The following is a 21,695-nucleotide window of genomic DNA, read 5'->3' as shown; positions in this document are numbered from 1 at the left end:
ACGGCGGGTGGCAGGATGGGTGCATGACTTCCGCTACCCCTGAAGCAACGCTGCCCGCCGCAAGTCCCGCCGTCGTCCTCACCATCGCCGGCTCCGAAGCCACCGGAGGCGCCGGCGCGCAGGCCGACCTGAAGACCTTCCAGGAACTCGGCGTCTTCGGCATCGCCAACCTCACCTGCATCGTGTCCTTCGACCCGAAGGACAGCTGGAACCACCGCTTCGTGCCGGTGGACCAGCAGGTAATCGCGGACCAGCTGGAGGCGACGACGGCGGCCTACGGTCCGGCGTCGGGCGCACCTTCGGCATTGGACACGGTGAAGATCGGCATGCTGGGCAGCCCGGCCACCATCAACACCGTGGCCGGTGCCCTGCAGGAGAACAGCTTCGCCAACGTTGTCCTGGACCCGGTGCTGATCTGCAAGGGCCAGGAACCGGGGCACGCGCTGGACACGGACCAGGCCCTGAAGGCGCAGATCCTGCCGCTGGCCACGTTCGTCACCCCCAACCACTTCGAGGCGGAGTCCTTGTCCGGCCTGGACATCACGGACGTGGAGTCACTGAAAGCCGCTGCGGTCCGCATCCACGAGCTCAGCGGCGCAGCAGTCCTGGCCAAGGGTGGGGTCCGGCTGGAAGGCCCGGACGCCGTCGACGTCTTCTATGACGGCGAGACGCTCGAAGTCCTGAGTGCTCCCAAGGTGGGCGAGGTGGCAGTTTCCGGTGCGGGCTGCTCGCTGGCCGCCGCCGTAACGGCAGAACTGGCCAAGGGCGCCAGCCCGCTGGAGGCTGCCCGGACCGCCAAGGACTTCGTCACCGCCGGCATCCGCAACCGCGTTGCCTCCGGCGCCCCGTTCGATGCCCTGTGGCAGGGCGGCGCCCGCTGACCAAACGCCCCATCACTTTCGGGCCCCACACACCAAACGCCCCATCACTTTTCGCCGTAAAATCCGGAACGCGTCTGCACTTATGCAGACGCGTTCCGGATTTATGGGCAGGATTTGATGGCGGGTTTGGACCCCGGTCAGCGCCGGGGGATGTTGCGCAGGTTGCTGCGCGCCATGCTCACGGCCTCGCCGGCCCCGCGGTTCAGGACCACCTTGGACATGGCGGTGGCGAACCCGATCACCTGCGAACCGGAGATCTTCGGCGGGATGGACAGCGCCTTGGGGTCGGTGATGAGCTCCACCAGCGACGGGCCGGGGTGGGCGAACGCCTCCCGGTACGCCGATTCGATCTGCGCCGGATCCGTGACCCGGACGGCATGGAAGCCCAGCGCCTGCGCCACGGCCGCGTAGTTGGCGTCCGGCACGTCCACGCCGAAATCGGGCAGGCCGTCCACCAGCATCTCGAGTTTGACCATGCCCAGGGTGGAGTTGTTGAACACCACCACGTTGACCGGCAGCTTGTAGGCGGCGGCCGTGATGAGCTCACCCAGCAGCATGGACAGCCCGCCGTCGCCGGAAACGGAGATGACCTGCCGGCCGGGGTACGCCAACTGGGCGCCATTGGCGTGCGGCAAGGCGTTGGCCATGGAGCCGTGCAGGAAGGACCCGATCAGCCGGCGGGTGCCCAGCGGATTGATGTACCGCGCGGTCCAGACGTTGCACATGCCCGTGTCCGCGGTGAAGATGGCGTCCTCAGCGGCCACCTGGTCCAGCAGGGACGCCGCGTACTCCGGGTGGATGGGCTGCTTCTTCTCCACCTTCCGGGTGTAGGCGCCCACGGCCTTGTTCATCAGCCGGTCGTGCTTCTTGAGCATCTGGTCCAGGAACCTGCGGCTCTTCTTCGCTTTCACCAGCGGCAGCAGTGCGCGCAGGGTGGGAAGCACGTCGCCGTGGACGGCGATGTCGACGTCGGTCCGGCGTCCCAGCCGGTGGGCCACCCGGTCCACCTGCGCGGTGCGGGTGTCCGGCAGGAACTGGTCGTACGGGAAGTCGGTGCCCAGGAGGATCAGCAGGTCGGCGTCCTCGATGCCTTCCGCCGCGGCCCCGTAGCCCAGCAGCCCGGTCATGCCGATATCGAACGGGTTGTCGTACTGGACGAAGTCCTTGCCGCGCAGGGAGTGGCCCACCGGCGCCTTGGCCAGTTCGGCGAGCGCCATCAGCTCGCTGTGCGCCCCCTCCACGCCGGCGCCGGCGAAGATGGCCACCTTGCCGGCGTCGTTGATGGCGTCCGCGAGTGCCTCGACGCTGGCCGGGTCCGGGACCAGGCTGGCCGGCCGGAAGGTGGCCGGGAGTGGCGTGGGGCCTGCGGCTTCCAGCCCGGCGATGTCCCCCGGCAGGGTCACAACGGCAACTCCCCCAAGGCCCAGCGCATGCTGGATGGCGCTGTGCATGACGCGGGGAGCCTGCTCAGCGGTGCTGACCAGCTCCGAGTACACCGAGCACTCGTTGAACAGCCGGTCCGGGTGGGTTTCCTGGAAGAAGCTGCTGCCGATCTGCTTGCTGGGGATGTGCGAGGCGATGGCCAGCACGGGCGCGCCGGAGCGGTTGGCGTCGTAGAGTCCGTTGATCAGGTGCAGGTTTCCGGGGCCGCAGGACCCTGCGCACACGGCAAGCTTGCCGGTGAGCTGGGCTTCGGCTGCGGCGGCAAAGGCTGCGGCTTCCTCATGGCGGACGTGGATCCAGTCAATGCCGCCCTTCGCGGAGCCTCCGGTCTGGCGGACGGCGTCCACGATCGGGTTGAGGCTGTCGCCCACAATCCCGTAGATCCGCTGCACGCCGGCAGCCTGGAGTTGTTCGATGAGCTGGGTGGCGAGTTCCTTGGCCATGGGTGCAGACTCCCGCGATGGTGGTGGTGTGCTGACATGGCCCAATATAGTCCGCCCACCTGTCCGGCAGGCCTTTCAGCCGGCCTGGTCCAGGGCAGCTTCGGGTGCCGGCCGCACCCCGGCGGCGAGGGCTTCGGCGAGGAGGATCGCGGTCCGGACAATGAACGCACGACGACGGGTGGTCCGGTCCGGGCTGCTGCCCGCCAGGAGCGTGTCGATCTGGGGCAGGACGGGCCAGCCGTCGCAGAGGGTGATGACGGTGATCAGCAGGTCCGCTGCGTCAGTCCGGTCGATCCCGGGAAGGACGTCCAGGACCTGGCCCACCTTGATGGCGCAGTGGTCGGAGCGGGTGGCGCGGCTGACGGTGTCCCCGCCCCGCTCCAGGCCTTCCCAGAACAGGAGCCTGGGCAGGACGCCGTCGGTGGTGTGTCGGTCGAAGAGGCGGCCGGCGTATTCCCCGAACGCGTCCGGTCCGCTGCCGGTGATGGGAACCTCGGTCATCACCCGGACCATTTCGGCTGCCAGGACGGCGTCGAACAGCTCATCCTTCTTGCCGAAGTACTGGTAGATGCGCTCCTTGTTCACGCCGGCGGCAGCTGCAATGCGGTCCACCCGGGCGCCCGCGAGCCCCTTGGCGCTGAATTCCTCCGTGGCAGCGGCCAGCAGCAGCTCTTTGGTGCGCTCTGTGTTCCATGCCATGACATAAGTCTACGCAATTCCAACCAGGTAGTTGCAATTGCTCCGCGAACCCCGCTAGGGTCTACCAAAAGCAATTGCAACTACCTAGTTGGAGATTCTGATGGACACCATCCCCAGCCCCGCTTTTCCAGCCGTGACAGCACCCGAGGAGCAGGTCATTCCGCCGGCACCGCCGTCCATCCATGTCCGCGCGGCCATCACTTGGCTGGCAATTTTTCCGCTGGTGGCCATCGGCATGATGGCTGCCGCTCCCCTGATGGAAAGCTGGCACCCCATCTTCCGGGCGATGGCCCTGACCATGGTGGTGGTTCCCACTGCTGTCTACCTCGTGCTGCCCCGCCTCTTCGCCGTCCACGGCCGGCTGGCGCGGCGGCGCAGCACCCGCACCGGAAGCTAGCGTCCGGCACCCACCCGCTCGTCGCCGTCGGCCGCGTTGGCCACCCAGGCGTGGCCCTGTTCGTCATCGAGGTGCGTGGCCTTCTTGTTCTTCAGCGCGAAGATGTAGACCAGCAGCGAGATGGCGATGGCCACGGTGACGTAGGTGAAGAACAGCTCTTCCTGGCCGGCCTTCTGCAGTGCCGCACCGATCAGCGGCACGGTGCCGCCGAACAGCGAGTTGGCGATCGCGTAGCCCAGGCCCACGCCAAGCGCGCGGATGGAGGCGGGGAACAGTTCGGCCTTCACCAGGGCGTTGATGGAGGTGTAGCCGCCAACGATCAGCAGGCCGCCCATCATCAGCAGGAACGCGGTGAACGGGTCCTTGGTGCCGGCCAGGGTGGAGAGCAGCGGCCAGGTGAAGAGTACGCCGGTGATGCCGAACCAGAGCAGCAGCGGCTTGCGGCCCACCTTGTCCGAGATGATGCCGTACACGGGCTGGAGCAGCATGAAGATGAACAGCGCCCAGAAGTTGATCACGGAGGTGTCGGTCTTGGCGATGCCGGACGTATCGTTCATGAACTTCAGGATGAAGTTGGTGTAAGTGTAGAACGCCACGGTGCCGCCAAGGGTGATGCCGATGCAGACCAGCAGCGGCTTCCAGTAGCTCGTGAACAGCAGCTTCATGGTGCCCGGCTGGGCCTGTCCGGCCACCGCGGGAGTCTTGGCCGCCTCGATCTGCTCGGCGGAAACGGTCTCCTCCATGGAGCGGCGGAGCCACAGCACCACCAGGGCAGCCACGCCGCCGATCGCGAACGGGATGCGCCAGCCCCACTCGCTCAGGTCGCCCTTGGGCATGACGTTCTGCAGGACCACCAGGACCAGCAGGGCCAGCATCTGGCCGCCGATCAGGGTGACGTACTGGAAGCTGGAGAAGAAGCCGCGGCGCTTGCTGGTGGCCGCCTCGGACATGTAGGTGGCGCTGGTGCCGTACTCTCCGCCCACGGAGAAGCCCTGGATCACGCGGACCAGCACCAGCAGGATCATGGCCCACAGCCCGATGACGTCCTGGGTGGGCAGCACGGCGATGGCGAAGGAGCCGGCGGACATCATGGTCACGGAGAGCGTGAGGGCGGCCTTGCGGCCCCTGCGGTCCGCGTACCGGCCGAAGAACCAGGCGCCGATGGGACGCATCAGGAACGACGTCGAGAAGACGGCCATCGCTTCCAGGCCCGCCTGGAGCTCATCCTTGGAATTGAAGAAGTGGGCCTGGAAGTAGGCGGCGAAGACGGTGTAGACGTAGAGGTCGTACCACTCCACAAGGTTGCCGGCGGAACCTTTCAGGATGTTGCCCACGGCCCGCCGGGTCTGGGCGGCCTCCGATCGGGGCGCAGTTTTCTGGGTGCTCATCGGTGAGTTCCTCCTTGTGGTGACGTGCGTCCTCCAACGCCGGAGGGCCTCATCCACGGTATGGGTGATCCACCGCACAACCAACGCCGCGGGGCATTTCCTAACACTTCCTTAGGTATCTGCGGTGGCTCCGGCGGCGCCGCCTGGCGGCCGCGGCCGGGCAAGACCTTTCCGCAGGCGGTAGTCTCCAGTAGCGGGGATGATCCGGGCAACCGCACAACGGCAAGGAAGATGGCAATGGACGTGCTGATCGTCGAGGATGACGACGCCATGGCAGGTGCCCTGACCGCCGCCGTCGAAAGCGCCGGGCACCACGCCCGGCGGCTGGCGCGGGGCGCTGACGCGCTGCTCTCCCACCGGAACTTCCAGGTGATCCTCCTCGACCTGGGACTGCCGGACATGGACGGACTGGAGGTGCTGCGCAAGCTCCGCCAGGTCACCGACGTCCCCATCCTGATCCTCACCGCCAGGGACGACGAACGCAGCGTGGTGCTCGGACTCCGTTCCGGCGCGGACGACTACCTGGTCAAGCCGGTCAAGCTGGTGGAACTGCTGGCCCGGATCGAAGCGGTGACGCGGCGGGCGGCCCGGGCCGGCGGCGTCCAGCAGGAAGACGTCATTGTGCTGGGCGACCTCGCGATCGACCTGAACCGGCACACCGCTGCGAAAGCCGGGCTGCCGCTGGCCCTGACCGCCACCGAGTTCGAGCTCCTGGCGCTGCTGGCACGCCATGCCGGCTCGGTGGTTACCCGCGAACAGATCCTGGACGCACTGTGGGGCGACGCCTTCCTGGCCTCCTCCCGGTCCCTGGACGTCCACCTCACCGGGCTGCGGGCCAAGCTGCAGAAACCCGGCTTCATCATCAACGTCCGCGGAGTGGGCTACCGGGTGGAAGCGGCTTCCGGATGAGGCTGCGGGTGCTGGGCGTCCTCAGCGTGCTCTGCCTGGTGGTGGTGTTCCTGATCTCGGGCACCATCCTCACGTCCGCGTCCCGCGAGCTGACCCAGGAACTCCAGATCAACCGGGCGGCGTCGCTGAACCGGTTGGCCCAGGTGGCCTTCGACGCCGCGGGCGACGGGGACACGGCGCGGCTGCAGCGGGAGATGGACACGTATTCCGGGTTGTACGGCGAGGGGATCGTGGTGCGCGTTCAGGAGCAGACCCTGGCCTCCGGTGGTTTGGACGCGAGACGGCCCGACGTGCAGAACGCCTTGTCCCTGGCCCGGCTGAACGTCAGCAACACCACCCTTGAACCACTGGAACCCCTTGGCTCCGGTTCGCAGCTCATCTTCCGGCCGTTCGGCAGCGCCAGCCAGGTCCTCGGCGCCGTACTGCTGGACGTCCACGCCGACGCTGCGCGGCAGAAACTCCGCGAGCGCTGGCTGGGGGTGGGGATTGCCGCGCTTGCCCTGGCGGCCGTGCTGCTGGTGGGGGCTGCCCGGGTCACCGGCTGGGTCCTGCGTCCGGTCCTGCGCCTGGATTCGGCCCTGCACGAGCTGGAGCGGACTGGACGCACCGGGCGCCTCCCGGAGGACGGGCCCCCGGAGCTGCGGGAACTGAGCCGGTCCTTCACGGCGATGGCGCGGACTGTCAGTGCCAGCATGGCAGCCCAGCGCCAACTGATTGCGGACACCTCGCACCAGCTGCGCAACCCGGTGGGGGCCCTCCGGCTGCGGCTGGACCTGCTGCAGCTCGAGTTGAAGACGGCCCGCGAACACGATGCCGCCGAGCGGGCCATGGCGGAGCTGGAACGCGTGGAAGAGATCCTGGACGGGGTACTGAAGCTTGCCGCCGCAGAGCACCGCGCCTCCGAGGGGTATCTGCGGGCTGCCGGCAGCCTCGATGAGCTTCCCGCGCCGGACCCGGTGGACCCGTTCCCTGTGCTCCAGGGCGAGATCGAACGGGCAGCCCCGCTCGCCGAACAGGCCGGCTGCCGGCTGGTCCTCACTCCGCCGCCGCAGCCGCCTGCACTGGTTTCCTGCCACCCGGCGGAGCTGGCCCAGATGGCCGCCGAGCTGCTCAATAACGCCATCAAATATGCCCGGGGTGCCACCATCACGGCAGCGGTCCGGCCGGAACCGGGCATGGTGGCAGTGGAAATTTCCGACGACGGTCCAGGGCTCAGCGCCGTTGAGCGCGCCTCGGCAGCCACCAGGTTCTGGCGGTCCCCTCAGCACGCGTCGGTTCCGGGCACCGGGCTGGGCATGACCATTGTGGGCGAGCTCGCCGCGGCCAACGGCGCGCGCCTGGTGCTGGCCGACGCCGTCCCCCACGGGTTGTCCGCCCGCCTCGAGTTCCCCGTCAACCCTGCGGACCATGCGCTCCCGCGTTCCAGCCGGGGTAGCGCCCGTGCGTGATCCCGTCGCCCCGGGAGGTCCTTTGCCGCAACTGCCGCGGCGGTCCGTGCTCAGGTCAGCCATCGCCGTCGGACTCGCGGCCTGCCTGCCGCCTGCCCTCAGTGCGTGCACCGGCGCCGACCGCCCTGAGGACCTGGTGGTGGCGGGCGGGGAACCGGGCGGCTTCTACCTCGAGTTCTCAACGCTGCTGGCCGCGGCACTTGAACGCCACGGTGTCGCCGGCCACGCCCGGGCCGTGGCCACCGGCGGAAGCCTGGACAACATCGCCGAACTGCGGGCGGGGCGTGCCTCCTTTGCCGTGGCCCTGGCCGATGCCGCCGGGGACCAGGCCGGCGGGGATGCGGCAGAGATCGCTGCGATCGGCAAGGTGTATGAGAACTACGTCCACTGCGTGGTGCGGAAGGACAGCGGCATCCGGGACATTTCCGGGCTTGCCGGGCGGCGCGTGGCCGTGGGGCAACCCGGATCGGGGACTTCCCTTACCACTCCACGGTTGCTCGAAGCAGCGGGCCTGGGCACCTCAACGGATGCCGCGCCGCCCTCCGCCGGGACTGCCGGCGTCGAACATCTTGGCCTGAATGACGGCATCGCAGCGCTCAAGGCGGGGACCGTGGATGCACTGTTCTGGTCCGGCGGCGTGCCCACCGCGGCCATCGCTGCCGCGCAGCAGGACGTGGCGTTGGGACTGCTGGATTTGTCCGCCCTGCTGCCGGAGCTGCGCCGGAGGTACGGCGGAATGTACGACCGGGTCCTGATTCCAGAGGGCAGCTATCCCGGCATACCGGCGGTGTGGACGGTGGGCGCTCCCAACCTGCTGCTCTGCCGGCGGGACCTGGACAGCGCCACCGTGGAGCGCACAGTCCAGTTGCTGGTGCACAACGCCGGCGAACTCATCCCCCAGTCCACCCTGGGCGTGCAGTTCCTCAGCGCGGAGAGCCTCATCAACACCGCCGGGATCCCGCTGCATCCCGCCGCCGCTGAGGCCTACCGCAAGCTCCACGGCTGACCCAACGCCCCATCACTTTTGGCACTTAATCCAGCAACGCGCCATCACTTCTGGCGGCGTAAACCCAAACGCCTCATCACTTTCGTCAGGAAAGTGATGGGGCGTCCGGAGGAAACCGGCGGGATCTGATGGGGCGTCCGGAGGAAACCGGTGGGATCTGATGGGGCGTCCAGAGGAAACCGGCGGGATGTGATGGGGCGTTGGGAAGAAAGGGGCAGTATGTGATGGGGCGTTCCTATGAGCCGGAGTGCGCCTGCAGGAAGCTGTACACCTCGGTCTCATCCACCCCCGGGAAAGCTCCGGGAGGCATCGCGGCCAGCAGGTGCGAATGGGCGCGCGCGGACGGCCAGGCGTTCCCGGCCCACTGGCTGGTCAGTTCGGCAGGCGGCCGCTTGCAGCAGTTGGGATCCGGGCAGTTGGACCTGGCCCGGGCGGTGGTCTCCCGCCCGCGGAACCATTTCACATGCTGGTACGGCACGCCGATGCTGAGTGAGAACTCGCCGCTGGCGGACCGCTCGGTGCGGGCGGTGCACCAGTACGTGCCCGACGGCGTGTCGGTGTACTGGCTGTAGGCACTGAACTTGTCCGGCACGTCGAACACGGCACGGGAGGTCCAGGCCTTGCACGACGGCTGGCCCTCGATGGCGCCGGTGTGGTCCTGGGGGAAGTTCACGCCGTCGTTCTCGTAGGCCTTGTAGATGATGCCGCTCTGGTGCGTCTTCTGGAAGTGCGTGGTGATGCCCAGGTGCTTCGTGGCCAGGTTGGTGAAGCGGTGCGCCGCGGTCTCATAGGACACGGCGAACGCGTCCCGGATGTCCTCGACCGCGATTTCCTTGGCCGCTTTGGCTTTTTGCAGAAATTCGACGGTTGCCTGCTCGGGCAGGAGCAGGGCGGCGGCGAAATAGTTGGTGGCTACCCGCTGGGCGAGGAAGTCTCCGTAGTTCTTGGGCGTTTCATGGCCCAGGACGTAGTGGCCCAGGGCCTGCAGCAGCACCGAGCGGGGGTCGTGGTCCTGCCGCTGGCTCTGCGTCAGGTAAATTTTGCGGTTCTTCAAATCCGTCACGGAGCGGGTGGAATGGGGCAAATCCCCCACGTGGTGCAGGGTGAACCCGAGGTGCTCGGCGATGTCCGCGATGACGTGCTGGCTCAGCGGGCCGGTGGTGTAACCCACCTCCTTGAGGACCTTCTGCGCCTCGGCCTCGTACTCCGGGAAGTAGTTGCCGCGTTCCCGCATCATGGCCCGCAGTTCGCCGTTGGCGCGGCGGGCTTCCTCCGGGGTGGCCACCTGCTCGTTCATCTTCCGTTCCAGCTCGTGCAGCAGCCCCACCTGGGCCTCCAGAACATCCAGCGGAAGCCGCGAACTGATGCGGATTTTGGGCAGGTCCAGCGACTCGTACAGCGGCCCGCGCTGGTAGCGCTCCAGCTCAATTTCGAGGGCGGCGCGGCGGCTGGGCGGTTCGGCCCCGAGCAGCTGGTCGATGCTGACGTTCAGCGCCGCTGCCAGGTGCTGAAGCAGCGTCAGTTTGGGCTCGCGCTTGCCGTTTTCAATCAGGCTCAGCTGGCTGGGAGCGGTACCGACGGCGGCGCTCAGGTCATCGAGCGTGAGCCCGGCTTGTTTGCGGAGATGGCGGACGCGGCGGCCCAGTGCGATGACGTCCAGTTCCGCTGCGGCGGCTGACGGTGGCTGGGAAACGTCCCTGTTCCAGCTTGAAGGCGACATTTCTGAAGAATACGTGAAGAAGTGCATTTCTTTCCATACTTTTTATCTAGAAAGGGGGTTGAAAGTGCTGAAAAGTAGTTGTCACGGAAAGAAACACCGCACCGGATAAAGCCGGTGGGAACCTCAACGACGCGGTTCCCACCTATCCCGTCCGGAGCTCAATCAAGGAGATCAACGATGACTGCAGCATTTGAGCCCACCCAGCAGACGCCCGAAGAGCAGGCCGCCGCCCTGGAGCTCGAGTGGGCCGCCAACCCCCGCTGGGAAGGTGTGACCCGTGACTACTCAGCCTCCGACGTCGTCCGCCTCCGCGGCCGCGTCACCGAAGAGCAGACCCTGGCCCGCCGCGGCTCCGAAAAGCTGTGGAAGCAGCTCACCGAGGAGCACAAGACCGGCGGCTACACCAACGCACTGGGCGCCCTCACCGGAAACCAGGCCGTCCAGCAGGTCAAGGCGGGCCTGCGCGCCATCTACCTCTCCGGCTGGCAGGTAGCTGCCGACGCCAACAACTCCGGCCACACCTACCCGGACCAGTCGCTTTACCCGGCCAACTCCGTCCCCACCGTGGTCCGCCGCATCAACAACGCCCTGCTCCGGGCGGACCAGATCGAGTTCTCCGAAGGCATCCAGACCGTCGAGGACTGGCTGGTCCCGATCGTTGCCGATGCCGAAGCCGGCTTCGGCGGCCCGCTGAACGCCTACGAACTCATGAAATCCATGATCCAGGCCGGTGCAGCAGGTGTTCACTGGGAGGACCAGCTCGCATCGGAAAAGAAGTGCGGCCACCTCGGCGGCAAGGTGCTGATCCCCACGCAGCAGCACGTCCGGACCCTGAACGCCGCACGGCTCGCGGCTGACGTCGCCGGCACCCCCACCGTCGTCATCGCCCGCACCGACGCCGAGGCTGCCACCCTGATCACCTCCGACGTCGACGAGCGCGACCAGGAATTCATCACCGGCGAGCGCACGGCGGAAGGCTTCTACAAGGTCCGCAACGGCATCGAACCCTGCATCGCCCGCGCCAAGGCCTACGCCCCGTATTCCGACCTCATCTGGATGGAAACGGGCACCCCGGACCTGGAGCTGGCCCGCAAGTTCGCCGAGTCCGTCAAGGCCGAGTTCCCGGACCAGATGCTCTCCTACAACTGCTCCCCGTCCTTCAACTGGCGCAAGCACCTGGACGACGCCACCATCGCCAAGTTCCAGCGCGAACTCGGCGCCATGGGCTTCACCTTCCAGTTCATCACCCTGGCCGGCTTCCACGCCCTGAACTACTCGATGTTCGACCTCGCCCACGGCTACGCCCGTGAAGGCATGAGCGCCTACGTCGAACTGCAGGAAAAGGAATTCGCCTCCGAGTCCCGCGGCTACACCGCAACCAAGCACCAGCGCGAAGTCGGCACCGGCTACTTCGACACCATCTCCACGGCGCTCAACCCGAACGCGTCCACCCTCGCATTGGTCGGATCGACCGAAGAGGGACAGTTCCACTAATCCCCAGCCGCCCAAGGTGAGCCGTTCGCTTCGCTCACCGAAGAGGCACGACGGCGGCACTCGCCCAAGCGTGGCCGTCGCGGGCCGGGAGGGGGAATCCGGAAGCGTGCGTAAAGGGGCCCTGTCCCCGGCGTCGACCGAGCTTTGCGAGGTCTTTCGCCGGGGATGGGGATAGCACGCGGAGGATTTCCCTTCCCGGCCCCACCCAGGCAAGTCCCGCCGTCGAACTTCCCTTCCGTCCTTAAGGAGACTGAGATGAACAGCTTCACCGATAGCTTCACCATCAACGGCATCACCATGACCGCGCAGCCCATCTGCCGGCAGGACGAGGTACTGACCCCGGATGCCCTCTCATTCATTGCGAAGCTGCACCGGGCTACTGCGGAGCGGCGGCGGGAGCTGCTGCAGGCGCGGCGCACCCGGCGGGCTGACATCGCTGCCGGAGCGGACCCGCGGTTCCTGCGGGAAACCGAGCACATCCGCAATGACTCCTCGTGGCGGGTCGCTCCCCCGGCACCGGGACTGGAAGACCGCCGCGTCGAAATCACGGGCCCGGTGGACAAGAAGATGACCATCAACGCCCTGAACTCCGGTGCCAAGGTATGGCTGGCGGACATGGAAGACTCCTCCACCCCCACGTGGCGGAACGTCATCAAAGGCCAGCTGAACCTCACCGACGCCCTGGAGCGCCGGATCGACTTCACCACCGAAGAAGGCAAGGAATACAAGCTCCGCCCGGTCGGCGACCTGCCCACCATCGTGGTCCGCCCCCGCGGCTGGCACCTGCCGGAGAAGCACATGCTCATCGACGGCCAGCCCATCGCCGGCGGCATCGTGGACTTCGGCCTGTTCTTCTTCCACAACGCCCGCCGCCTGCTCGCCCAGGGCAAGGGCCCGTACTTCTACCTGCCCAAGATCGAGAACCACCTCGAAGCACGGCTGTGGAACGACATCTTCATCCTGGCCCAGGACCTGCTCGGCATCCCGCAGGGCACCATCCGCGCCACGGTGCTGATCGAGACCATCACCGCGGCGTTCGAAATGGAGGAGATCCTCTACGAACTGCGCGACCACGCGGCAGGGCTGAACGCCGGCCGCTGGGACTACATCTTCTCCCTGATCAAGAACTTCCGCACCCGCGGCCCCCGCTTCGTCCTGCCGGACCGCGGCCAGGTGACCATGACCCAGCCGTTCATGCGGGCCTACACCGAACAGCTGGTCCGCGCCTGCCACAAGCGCGGCGCCATGGCCATCGGCGGCATGGCGGCAGCCGTTCCCAACCGCAAGGATCCGGAAGCCAACGCCAACGCCCTCGAAAAGGTCCGCGCCGACAAGACCCGCGAGGCCAACGACGGCTTCGACGGCTCCTGGGTGGCGCACCCGGACCTGGTGCCTGTGTGCCGCGAGGTATTCTACGGCGTCCTGGGCACCAGTCCGAACCAGCTGGACCGGCTCCGCGAGGACGTCACGCCGGATGACCGTGCCCTGATCGACGTGGCCGCCACCACCGGCACCATCACCGAACAGGGCATCCGGAACAACATCGAAGTCGGCATCCGCTACATCGAATCCTGGCTCCGCGGCAACGGCGCCGTGGCCATCCACAACCTCATGGAGGACGCCGCCACCGCGGAGATCTCACGCTCCCAGCTGTGGCAGTGGATCTACGCCCGGGCCATCACCGACCAGGGCGAGATCATCAGCCACGAATGGGTCGAGGAGCTGCTGGACGAGGAGTTCACGCGGCTGGAACGCTTCGACGGCGACCGGTTCGAGGACGCCCGGGACATCTTCGAGGAAGTCACGCTCAGCCGTGAGTTCCCTTCGTTCCTCACCCTCCCCGCCTACGCCCGCTACCTGACCGAGGCCCGCGAAAAGGCCACCGTCGAGGAGCTCGCCGCGGCGTAACAAACCTCCGTTTGCCGGGCCGGCACGCCCTTCGCAACAGGTCCCCCGAAATCCGGGGCGCCGGCCCGGCGGCGGAACAACCCATACGCCCGCCCACTTTCGCCAGGAAAGTGGGCGGGCGTTGCCGGTTTAGGGCGTTACCTGGACGGGCTTTCCGGGAAGAATGGTCGACGGCGTCAGGTCGCCTCAGCGGCCCTTCGGCACCTTCCGCACCGACAGGGTGGTTCCGACGAAGAAGGCCAGCACCGACCCCAGGATGACCAGCAGGGCCGGCGTCCAGGATCCTGAGCTGTCGTGGACGAAGCCCACCAGCGGCGGGGCCACCGCCGCGAGGCAGTAACCGAGCCCCTGGACGGTGGCGGACATCCGGCCCGCAGCGGCCTGGTCCCGGGCCAGCTTGATGACGACGATGAAGATCAGCGTGATGCCGCCGCCCTGCGCGATGCCGCCGGAGGTGGACCACAGCCACCACAGCTGCGGCAGGAAAAGCAGCCCCACCGGGACGGCAAGCCACAAGGCACTCAGGGTGACCGCCACCGCCGTCGTACTCATGTATTTGGCCGCAAAAGGCACACCGAGGCCGCCCACGATGGCCAGGATCTGGAAGATCGAGGACGCGGCGCCGGCCTGCGCGGCATTCATGCCCAGTTCGTCGTGCAGGTAGCTGGGCAGCCATGCCGTGACGCCATAGTAGGAGAAGGCCTGGCCCCCGAAGCCCGCGGTGAGCCCCACAGTGACCCAGCCGGAACGGCTCACCGGGGCCCGCGGCGCGTCCACGCCATCCTCGCCTGACACCATGAACGCGGTGCGGGGACCCACGGCCAGCACCCACACCACCACCGCGGCCACGGCCAGCACAGCCACCGCGGCCAGGGCCAGCCGCCACCCCGTCACGGCCGCCAGCGGGGCCATGGCCACCGAGGTCAGGAAGGACCCGATGTTCAGGGCCGCGGTATAGATCCCCATCGCGGTCCCTTGCCGCCGCGGGGCAAAATCCCGGCGGATGATCAGCGGCACCGCAATGTTGCCCACGGTAATGGCCACGCCAATGACCACCGTCCCCGCCACCACCAGCGCCGGCCCTCCAGCGGAACGGAGCAGCACGCCGGCCAGCACGCCCACGATGGTCAGCGTCACCGCGAACTCCGCACCGAACTTCCGCGCCGCCAGGGACGCCAGCGGAGCGGCGAGCGAAAAGCACAGCACCGGGATGCTGGTCAGCAGCCCCAGCATGACCGGCGAAAAGTGCAGTTCCGCCTGCATGAGGTCCACCAGGGGGGCCACGGAGACGATGGGGCCGCGAAGGTTCAGGGCCAGCAGGCCGATGCAGGCCAGCAGGACCCAGCTTTTCGGGATGCGGGACAGGGCGGGGCCGCTCACAGGGCCAAAATCGGGAATGGGCATGGATTCATCACTCCCATTGCTATCACGCTCCTGCGGTGCCGGGGCTTCACGCGCCCTGGTGACCGTCTCCTGCCATACGATAAGCGTGACCCCAGGACGTAGGACACTGCGAAGGACACCCGATGACGCACCGCCTTGCCATCCTCGATGACTACCAGGACGCGGCCCACGGCTTCGCCGATTTCACGGCTTTGGAGACGGCGGGTGTCACCGTGACGACCTACCGTGAACCTTTCACGTCCCGGGATGCCCTGGTTGCGGCGTTGGCGGACACCACCATGGTGATCGCCATGCGCGAGCGGACCGCGTTCCCCCGGGAAGTCTTCGAGAAGCTGCCGGCACTGGAGCTGCTGGTCACCACCGGAATGGCGAACGCCGCGATCGACGTCGAAGCTGCCGCCGAACACGGGGTGACGGTGTGCGGCACGCCCGGCTCACCCACGGCAGCACCCGAACTGACCTGGGCCCTCCTGCTGGCCATTGCCCGGCACCTTCCCGCCGAGGAGAGCTCGCTGCGGGCAGGTACCTGGCAGTCAACGGTAGGCCTCGAACTGGCCGGGAAGACCCTGGGCATCGTGGGCCTGGGCAAGATCGGCCGGCGGATTGCCGCCTACGGGCAGGCGTTCGGCATGGACGTGGTGGCCTGGAGCCAGAACCTCACCGCGGAGTCCGCAGCGGAAGCCGGCGCCCGGCTGGTGTCCAAGGAGGAACTCTTCACAGTGGCCGACGTCGCAACGCTCCACCTGCGGCTCTCCCCGAGGTCGGAGAACACCGTGGGCGAGGCGGAGCTGAGGCTGCTGGGCCCCGAAGGCCTCCTGGTCAACACCGCCCGCGGACCCCTGGTGGACCAGGAGGCGCTCATCAAGGCATTGAACGAGGGGTGGATCCGCGGCGCCGCCCTGGACGTCTTCGACCAGGAACCACTGCAGGCCGGGCACCCGCTCCTGGCCGCGCCGAACACGGTGCTTTCCCCGCACCTGGGCTACGTCACCCAGGAAAGCTACGGGCAGTTCTACGGGGGCGCCCTGGAGGACATCACCGCCTGGCTTGCCGGCTCCCCCGTCCGAACCATCACCCCCTGACCTGGAGGGACACCGCATGACGCACACCATCCGCAGGGCAACAGGGGACGACGCCGGCCCGCTCGCCGACCTGGCTGCCGTCACCTTTCCGCTGGCCTGCCCGCCGTCGTCGTCACCTGCCGACATTGCCGCCCACCTGGCCAACACGCTCAGCGAGGAACACTTCACGGGCTATCTTGCGGACCCGGACGTCACCATCCTGGTCATCGACGCCGACGGGCGGCTCACCGGCTACAGCCTCCTGGTGGACAGGCCGGCCGCGGACCCGGACGTGGCCTCCGCCCTGGCACTGCTGCCCTCCGTTGAAATCAGCAAGTGCTACGTCCACCCCGACTATCACGGCCTGGGCGCGGCTGCCGAACTGATGCACGCCAGCCTCCAGGCCGCGGCCTCCACCGGGGGCGCCGGGGCCTGGCTGGGTGTGAACAGCCAGAACGCCCGCGCCATCCGCTTCTACGAAAAGTCCGGCTTTCACAAGGTGGGCACCAAGTCCTTCCGGCTGGGCAGCACCGTGGAGCACGACTTCGTACTGGAACGCGCCCTGCCCTGAGCCGTGCCGGGTCGCCTTACGTTTTGGGTTGGGCCATCCCCTGGCGTCCAGGGCTGCCGGCAAATCCATTGGGCGGGTAGGCCAGCGGCGGCCGGGGCTCCGCCAGGAACCTGAGTCCGGGCGGCAGGCCCTCGATGCTGCCCTTGGTGCCCGTGGCGGTGATGGTGACGCGGCTGGTGTCCAGCAGCACGTTCTCTGCCCGGAATGTCCCCACGACTTCGGGCAGGATCGGGGCCAGGTGCACCACTCCGCGGGTGAAGACGGGATCGAACCGCAGGAGGATCCGTGCCAGCTGGACCGGTGCCGCGGCAGCCCACGCCTGCGGCGAGCAGGCCGTGGGGTAGGGCACCGGGCTGGCGAACTCGCCCCGGTCAAAACCGCAGAACAGTTCCGGGAGCCGGCCGTTGAAGTGGGCGGCAGCGTCGAAGATTCCCAGGGCCACCCGCTTGGCTTCGTCCACGAATCCGTAGCGCATTAGGCCGGTGGCCACCAGCGCCGTATCGTGCGGCCAGACGGAGCCGTTGTGGTAGCTCACCGGGTTGTAGGCTCCCATGTCGGAAGCCAGCGTGCGGATGCCCCATCCTGTGAACATCTGCGGCGACATCAGGTGTTCCATCACGGATGCGGCTTTGTCCTCATCCACGATGCCGGTCCACAGGCAGTGGCCGATGTTGGAGGTCAGGGCGTCGACAGGCCGCTTGTCCTTGTCCAGCGCCACGGCGAAGTACCCTTTGTCCGGCAGCCAGAACTTCTTGTTGAATTCCTCCTTGAATGCCGCGGCCTTGTCCGCCCAGTGCATCTCCAGGGCTGTGTCACCGCTCCAGTGCGCCAGCAGGGACCTGCCCAGGTAGGCCGAATAGACGTAGGCCTGGACCTCGCACAGGGCGATCGGGGCTTCGGCGATGGTACCGTCGGCGAAATTGATCCCGTCCCAGGAGTCCTTCCAGCCCTGGTTGACCAGGCCATGATCATTGGCGCGGAGGTATTCGACAAACCCGTCGCCGTCCCGGTCGCCGTACTTTTCGATCCATTCCAGGGCACGGTCGGCGTGCGCCAGGAGCGGCTGGATCTTCTCCCGGGAAAGTCCCCAGCGGCTCAGCTCGCCCAGGACTGCAACGAAGAGCGGTGTGGCGTCCGCCGTGCCGTAGTAGGCGCTTCCGCCCAGGGAAAGCCCCGCCGTCACGCCCAGCCGTACCTCGTGCGGGATCCGGCCCGGTTCCTCCTCCGAGTCCGGGTCCACCTTCTTTCCCTGGATTCCGGCCAGGGTCTGCAGCGTTCCCAGCGCCAGGTTGGGGTTGACCATCATGCTCATGTAGGAGGTCAGCAGCGAGTCCCGCCCGAACAGGGCCATGAACCATGGTGCGCCCGCGGCCACGGCTGCCCGTTCGGGGTGGTGGGCGTCGAAGATCCGCAGGGCGCCCAGGTCGCTCTGGCTCCGGTTCAGCAGGTCCTGGAGGCTGGCGTCCTGGATGCTGATCCGGGGAACGCCTTCCTCCCAGGCCAGGTGCCGCTGTACACCTTCCCGGTGGTGCGGCAGTTGCCCCTCCTTGAAGGGCTTCTCGGGTGCCTCGCCGTTCACCAGCGGCACCACGATCACGCTGGCGGCCCATTTGCCCCGGGCCGGAACGGTGACACGGAAACGCAGGCCTTCGGTGGTGACTTCCGCGCCCCGGGCCCCGATGGCGGAGCCCCGCTGCTGGCCATGGCGCTCCGCTTCGATAATCAGCCGGCCTTCGGACACTGTCCTGGTGGTGTCATCTGATCCCGTGGTGCGTCCGCCTTTGACGTCGAACAGGTCTGCCTGGTCCGCGTCGACCAGCAGTTCGATCTCGCATTCGACCGGTTCGGAGGCAAAGTTTTCCAGCGATATGTCGTCCTGCAGGCCCGGACCGATGTGCCGGACCTGGCGGACCACCAGGGGGCTGTCGAACCTGCCGCCGGGCCACTTTGCCCGGCCCACGAAGGTGGCTTCGAACGGCTGCGGCCGCTGCGCGGACAGTGGTTCGCGCGGCGATCCGTTGATCCTCAGCGCCCAGCGGGAAACGATCCGCGTGTCCTGGTAGAAGACTCCGTTCGTGCCTGCCTCGGGGTTGATGTCCCCGGTGGCGGAGGAGATGCAGAACGAGGAGCCCTCCAGTACGGTGACCGACCCCGACTCTGAGCCGGCTGCCTCTATGTCTTCGTTCCAGGCGGTCATGGAAAAGACTCCTTCTGTCGCGGAAGCTGCCCCGGGGGATCGGGGAAGCATTTCTGCCCCTATCGATTCTGGTGCAACCGGGTACCGTGCGGAACCCCCGGGGGCGTCCTCCCTTCAATGAGGTCACTGTAGAGTTCCAGGTGCTCGGCGACCATCCGGTCGGCACTGAACCCGTCCACCACCGCCCGGCGGCATTCGGCCCTGTCCAGGCCCGCTGCTGCCGGAACCAGGCCGGCCAGTTCAGCGGTCTTTCCCAGGAACCCCGTGCGCCCGTGCTTGACGATCTCCGGGGCTGATCCGATCCGGGTGCCGATGACCGGGGTGCCGGTGGCCAGGGCCTCGATCATCACCAGCCCAAACGGCTCGGACCACTGGATGGGGTTCAGGAAGGCCAACGCCTCCCCCATCAGCCGGTATTTCGCGGCGTCGTCCACTTCGCCCACGAAGTCCTCGTTCGGACCGAGCATGGGTTCCACGACGTCCCGGAAGTAGTGCACCTCCTCCGGATCCCGCATCTTGACCGCGATCTTCAGGTGCAGTCCGGCCTCCCGCGCGATGGCTATCGCCTCCAGCAGCCCCTTGTCCGGCGAGGACCGGCCCACGAAGCACAGGTAGCCGCCGGCCCCGGACCCCACCGGCACTGCCGACAGGTCCATGCCGTGGTGGATCACGCGGGTCACCGGGACGTCGGGGGCGTGTGAGGCCTGGTCCCTGGAAATGGCAATGACGGCACCTTTCCGGGCCACAGCCCGGTAGATGTCCGCCGCCTGGGCGTGGATGGGACCGTGAATGGTGGTGGCCACCGGCACACCGGCCGGCCGGTGCAGGTACAGGGGGCCGGCAAGGGTGTGGTCGTGGATGATGTCCACGTCCTGGAGCCCCTCGTAGGCCCTGGCCACGTGGCTGAGCTCGGAGAGGGTGGTTCCAAGGCCGCCGTAATCGGTGGGCCGCATTCCGGGGACGAGCTGGACGGGGCAGGTGCTGTCCGCGGGTGCGGCCAGCAGCACCTCGTGGCCGGCTGCGGCGAAGCCCCTGGCCAGCGTGTCCACCACGCGTTCGGTTCCACCGTATGTTGCCGGCGGGACCGGAATCCACGGCCCGGTGACAAGTCCAATCCGCATTCCTGGCCTCCCAGGTTTGACAGGCCGGGCTCCCCAGCTGGCCGGGCGCTCTTCCACCGATTTCCGTCGGTGTTTTGAGCTTCGAAGGGCCCACTGCTTGACCTCTGCTCCGACTATTCCGCTTTATGGGTCCGGCCACAAGACCCGCTGTGTGGGGCATCTCATAGCGGTCCCCGGAATGGCGGCCAGGGGCTGCAGGTTGTGCAGATCATGAAGATTGAGATCTGGTCAGATGTTGCCTGCCCGTGGTGTTTTATCGGCAAGCGCCGGTTTGAGGCTGCGCTGGCGGCGTTCCCCCACCGCGACTCTGTGGACGTGGTGTGGCGCAGCTACCAGCTTGATCCCACCCTGCCGGAGCACTATGACGGCACCGAGCTGGAGTACCTCAGCAGCCGGAAGGGCATGCCCTTCCGGCAGGTGTCGCAGATGTTCGAGCATGTGGCCCAGCAGGCGAAGGGTGAGGGCCTTGACTACCGGTTCGACCAGGTGGTGGTGGCCAACAGCTTCACCGCCCACCGCCTGATCCACCTGGCGGCACCCCATGGCAGCCAGGACGCGGCCAAGGAGCGCCTCCTCAGCGACCACTTCGAGCACGGCAAGGACATCGGGAGCCGGGAGTACCTGACGTCGCTGGGCAACGATCTCGGCCTGCCGGCAGGCGAGGTGGAGGAACTTTTCACCACGGACAAGTACTCGGACGAGGTCCGGTTCGACTTCCAGGAGGCCCGGGGCCTGGGCATCAGCGGGGTCCCGTTCTTCGTGATCGACCGCAAATTCGGGTTGTCCGGCGCCCAGCCCACTAAGACGTTCACGGCTGCCCTCACCCAGGCCTGGCAGGACGCCAACCCCCTGGTCCTCGTCAATTCCTCCGACGCCGAAGCCTGCGGACCCGACGGGTGCGCCATTTAGCTCCTTTTACTGACACATGGCGGTAAAGTGTCTGTATGCCCAGGATTTCAGCGGCGAGCAACGCCGAACAGCGCGCGGACACCCAGCGACGTATCCTCACCGCTTTTGGCGAGCTTCTCTTCACCCATGGCCTTCCGGGGCTGACCATGACGGACGTGGCGCGGCACGCAGGCGTGGGCCGCACCGCTGTCTATAACTACTACGCCGATATCGAAGAACTCCTGATCTCCTATGCCCTGGACGAGACCGAGAAGTTCCTCACCGAACTGCGCGAATCGCTGAACCGGATTGGTAACCCGGTGGAACGGTTGGCCCTGTACGTCCGCGCCCAGGTGGTCGACCTCAGCCGACGCCACCTCCCGCCGGGCCCCGCCATGGGGGCGGTGCTGTCGCCGTCGTCCTTTGCCAAGCTCTCCGACCATGTGGGCGAGCTCAGCGTCCTGCTGCAGGGCATCCTGCGCGACGGCATGGAGCAGGGGTACCTGCCGGTGGCGGACGTGGGCCAGCAATCCCAGCTGATCCTGGGCACGTTGTCGTCCAGCGCGGCGCGGGGCAGCGACGAGCCGGCTGAGCTGGAGGCGCGGGTTGCCCGGACCGTCCGGTTCATCCAGCTGGGTGCCGGTGCACGGTTCGACGACGACGGGCAGCCGGTGAAGGTGGCCAAGCTTCCGGCGGTGGCCGGCTGAACCCGGCTGG

The 21,695-nt window shown here is 67.4% G+C and carries 18 protein-coding genes; 11 read left to right on the top strand and 7 right to left on the bottom strand.

Features of this window, described 5'->3' with window-relative positions:
- Window positions 1-23 precede the first annotated feature (23 nt).
- On the top strand, window positions 24-881 hold the full coding sequence (locus ACZ9J7_RS10190) for a hydroxymethylpyrimidine/phosphomethylpyrimidine kinase (protein WP_476209113.1): 858 nt from the start codon (window positions 24-26) through the stop codon (window positions 879-881).
- 137 nt (window positions 882-1,018) lie between these two features.
- Here ACZ9J7_RS10190 and ACZ9J7_RS10185 read toward each other — a convergent pair whose 3' ends face one another.
- Together ACZ9J7_RS10185 and ACZ9J7_RS10180 are read right to left on the bottom strand one after the other, a co-directional pair.
- The gene (locus tag ACZ9J7_RS10185) at window positions 1,019-2,767 is read right to left on the bottom strand and encodes a pyruvate dehydrogenase (RefSeq protein WP_476209112.1); all 1,749 of its coding nucleotides are present in this window, start codon (window positions 2,765-2,767) and stop codon (window positions 1,019-1,021) included.
- 75 nt (window positions 2,768-2,842) lie between these two features.
- Window positions 2,843-3,466 carry a TetR/AcrR family transcriptional regulator gene (locus ACZ9J7_RS10180; protein ID WP_476209111.1) on the bottom strand — a complete coding sequence of 208 codons (624 nt, stop codon included), beginning with the start codon at window positions 3,464-3,466 and terminating at the stop codon, window positions 2,843-2,845.
- A 100-nt stretch (window positions 3,467-3,566) separates the two neighbouring features.
- On the opposite strand from ACZ9J7_RS10180, the gene ACZ9J7_RS10175 reads away from it, so the two are divergent.
- A complete protein-coding gene (locus ACZ9J7_RS10175; protein ID WP_476209109.1) occupies window positions 3,567-3,863 on the top strand; it encodes a hypothetical protein in 297 nt (98 codons plus the stop codon).
- On the opposite strand, the gene ACZ9J7_RS10170 is transcribed toward ACZ9J7_RS10175, so the two are convergent.
- Entirely contained in the window at window positions 3,860-5,308 is a 1,449-nt protein-coding gene (locus ACZ9J7_RS10170) for an MFS transporter (RefSeq protein ID WP_476209107.1), read from the bottom strand. The genes ACZ9J7_RS10175 and ACZ9J7_RS10170 overlap by 4 nt on opposite strands.
- A 180-nt stretch (window positions 5,309-5,488) precedes the next feature.
- Between ACZ9J7_RS10170 and ACZ9J7_RS10165 the strand changes: the two genes are divergently transcribed.
- Genes ACZ9J7_RS10165 through ACZ9J7_RS10155 form a run of 3 tightly spaced genes read left to right on the top strand, consistent with a single transcriptional unit; the run spans window position 5,489 to window position 8,614 of the window.
- Window positions 5,489-6,160: a response regulator transcription factor gene (locus tag ACZ9J7_RS10165; RefSeq protein WP_476209105.1), complete on the top strand. Its 672-nt coding sequence runs from the start codon at window positions 5,489-5,491 to the stop codon at window positions 6,158-6,160.
- Entirely contained in the window at window positions 6,157-7,608 is a 1,452-nt protein-coding gene (locus ACZ9J7_RS10160) for a sensor histidine kinase (RefSeq protein ID WP_476209103.1), read from the top strand. The genes ACZ9J7_RS10165 and ACZ9J7_RS10160 overlap by 4 nt, the downstream gene beginning before the upstream one ends.
- Window positions 7,568-8,614, top strand: a complete 1,047-nt coding sequence (locus ACZ9J7_RS10155; protein WP_476209101.1) for a TAXI family TRAP transporter solute-binding subunit — start codon at window positions 7,568-7,570, stop codon at window positions 8,612-8,614. The genes ACZ9J7_RS10160 and ACZ9J7_RS10155 overlap by 41 nt, the downstream gene beginning before the upstream one ends.
- Before the next feature lie 235 nt (window positions 8,615-8,849).
- On the opposite strand, the gene ACZ9J7_RS10150 is transcribed toward ACZ9J7_RS10155, so the two are convergent.
- The gene (locus ACZ9J7_RS10150; protein WP_476209099.1) at window positions 8,850-10,361 is read right to left on the bottom strand and encodes a helix-turn-helix domain-containing protein; all 1,512 of its coding nucleotides are present in this window, start codon (window positions 10,359-10,361) and stop codon (window positions 8,850-8,852) included.
- A 150-nt stretch (window positions 10,362-10,511) separates the two neighbouring features.
- Here ACZ9J7_RS10150 and aceA point away from each other — a divergent pair, with 150 nt between their 5' ends.
- On the top strand, window positions 10,512-11,828 hold the full coding sequence (gene aceA, locus ACZ9J7_RS10145; RefSeq protein ID WP_141158209.1) for an isocitrate lyase: 1,317 nt from the start codon (window positions 10,512-10,514) through the stop codon (window positions 11,826-11,828).
- A 255-nt stretch (window positions 11,829-12,083) separates the two neighbouring features.
- Window positions 12,084-13,736: a malate synthase A gene (gene aceB, locus ACZ9J7_RS10140; RefSeq protein WP_476209096.1), complete on the top strand. Its 1,653-nt coding sequence runs from the start codon at window positions 12,084-12,086 to the stop codon at window positions 13,734-13,736.
- 186 nt (window positions 13,737-13,922) lie between these two features.
- On the opposite strand, the gene ACZ9J7_RS10135 is transcribed toward aceB, so the two are convergent.
- Entirely contained in the window at window positions 13,923-15,140 is a 1,218-nt protein-coding gene (locus ACZ9J7_RS10135) for an MFS transporter (protein WP_476209095.1), read from the bottom strand.
- A gap of 122 nt (window positions 15,141-15,262) precedes the next feature.
- Here ACZ9J7_RS10135 and ACZ9J7_RS10130 point away from each other — a divergent pair, with 122 nt between their 5' ends.
- Window positions 15,263-16,222: a D-2-hydroxyacid dehydrogenase family protein gene (locus tag ACZ9J7_RS10130; RefSeq protein ID WP_476209094.1), complete on the top strand. Its 960-nt coding sequence runs from the start codon at window positions 15,263-15,265 to the stop codon at window positions 16,220-16,222.
- A 16-nt stretch (window positions 16,223-16,238) separates the two neighbouring features.
- Window positions 16,239-16,772 (top strand): GNAT family N-acetyltransferase, encoded by a 534-nt coding sequence (locus tag ACZ9J7_RS10125; RefSeq protein WP_476209092.1) that lies wholly within the window; start codon window positions 16,239-16,241, stop codon window positions 16,770-16,772.
- 16 nt (window positions 16,773-16,788) lie between these two features.
- Here ACZ9J7_RS10125 and ACZ9J7_RS10120 read toward each other — a convergent pair whose 3' ends face one another.
- Together ACZ9J7_RS10120 and ACZ9J7_RS10115 are read right to left on the bottom strand one after the other, a co-directional pair.
- On the bottom strand, window positions 16,789-18,969 hold the full coding sequence (locus ACZ9J7_RS10120) for an amylo-alpha-1,6-glucosidase (protein ID WP_476209090.1): 2,181 nt from the start codon (window positions 18,967-18,969) through the stop codon (window positions 16,789-16,791).
- Window positions 18,970-19,028: 59 nt separating this feature from the next.
- Window positions 19,029-20,090: a glycosyltransferase family 4 protein gene (locus ACZ9J7_RS10115; RefSeq protein ID WP_476209089.1), complete on the bottom strand. Its 1,062-nt coding sequence runs from the start codon at window positions 20,088-20,090 to the stop codon at window positions 19,029-19,031.
- A gap of 210 nt (window positions 20,091-20,300) precedes the next feature.
- Between ACZ9J7_RS10115 and ACZ9J7_RS10110 the strand changes: the two genes are divergently transcribed.
- Complete coding sequence (locus ACZ9J7_RS10110) at window positions 20,301-20,999, top strand: DsbA family oxidoreductase (RefSeq protein ID WP_476209087.1); 699 nt, start codon at window positions 20,301-20,303, stop codon at window positions 20,997-20,999.
- Between the two features lie 35 nt (window positions 21,000-21,034).
- Window positions 21,035-21,685 carry a TetR/AcrR family transcriptional regulator gene (locus ACZ9J7_RS10105; protein WP_476209086.1) on the top strand — a complete coding sequence of 217 codons (651 nt, stop codon included), beginning with the start codon at window positions 21,035-21,037 and terminating at the stop codon, window positions 21,683-21,685.
- The last annotated feature ends 10 nt before the right edge of the window (window positions 21,686-21,695 follow it).

The organism is Pseudarthrobacter sp. TE9888, assembly GCF_056279345.1.
The sequence above is the reverse complement of the archived record's forward strand: the minus strand, read 5'-3'. Positions and strand labels throughout refer to the sequence as shown.

Excerpts from the sequence above, each read along its gene's own strand:
- ACZ9J7_RS10190 (WP_476209113.1), top strand. The coding sequence starts at position 24 with ATGACTTCCGCTACCCCTGAAGCAACGCTGCCCGCCGCAAGTCCCGCC.
- ACZ9J7_RS10185 (WP_476209112.1), bottom strand. The coding sequence starts at position 2,767 with ATGGCCAAGGAACTCGCCACCCAGCTCATCGAACAACTCCAGGCTGCC.
- ACZ9J7_RS10180 (WP_476209111.1), bottom strand. The coding sequence starts at position 3,466 with ATGGCATGGAACACAGAGCGCACCAAAGAGCTGCTGCTGGCCGCTGCC.
- ACZ9J7_RS10175 (WP_476209109.1), top strand. The coding sequence starts at position 3,567 with ATGGACACCATCCCCAGCCCCGCTTTTCCAGCCGTGACAGCACCCGAG.
- ACZ9J7_RS10165 (WP_476209105.1), top strand. The coding sequence starts at position 5,489 with ATGGACGTGCTGATCGTCGAGGATGACGACGCCATGGCAGGTGCCCTG.
- ACZ9J7_RS10160 (WP_476209103.1), top strand. The coding sequence starts at position 6,157 with ATGAGGCTGCGGGTGCTGGGCGTCCTCAGCGTGCTCTGCCTGGTGGTG.
- ACZ9J7_RS10155 (WP_476209101.1), top strand. The coding sequence starts at position 7,568 with ATGCGCTCCCGCGTTCCAGCCGGGGTAGCGCCCGTGCGTGATCCCGTC.
- ACZ9J7_RS10150 (WP_476209099.1), bottom strand. The coding sequence starts at position 10,361 with ATGCACTTCTTCACGTATTCTTCAGAAATGTCGCCTTCAAGCTGGAAC.
- aceA (WP_141158209.1), top strand. The coding sequence starts at position 10,512 with ATGACTGCAGCATTTGAGCCCACCCAGCAGACGCCCGAAGAGCAGGCC.
- aceB (WP_476209096.1), top strand. The coding sequence starts at position 12,084 with ATGAACAGCTTCACCGATAGCTTCACCATCAACGGCATCACCATGACC.
- ACZ9J7_RS10135 (WP_476209095.1), bottom strand. The coding sequence starts at position 15,140 with ATGCCCATTCCCGATTTTGGCCCTGTGAGCGGCCCCGCCCTGTCCCGC.
- ACZ9J7_RS10130 (WP_476209094.1), top strand. The coding sequence starts at position 15,263 with ATGACGCACCGCCTTGCCATCCTCGATGACTACCAGGACGCGGCCCAC.
- ACZ9J7_RS10125 (WP_476209092.1), top strand. The coding sequence starts at position 16,239 with ATGACGCACACCATCCGCAGGGCAACAGGGGACGACGCCGGCCCGCTC.
- ACZ9J7_RS10120 (WP_476209090.1), bottom strand. The coding sequence starts at position 18,969 with ATGACCGCCTGGAACGAAGACATAGAGGCAGCCGGCTCAGAGTCGGGG.
- ACZ9J7_RS10115 (WP_476209089.1), bottom strand. The coding sequence starts at position 20,090 with ATGCGGATTGGACTTGTCACCGGGCCGTGGATTCCGGTCCCGCCGGCA.
- ACZ9J7_RS10110 (WP_476209087.1), top strand. The coding sequence starts at position 20,301 with ATGAAGATTGAGATCTGGTCAGATGTTGCCTGCCCGTGGTGTTTTATC.
- ACZ9J7_RS10105 (WP_476209086.1), top strand. The coding sequence starts at position 21,035 with ATGCCCAGGATTTCAGCGGCGAGCAACGCCGAACAGCGCGCGGACACC.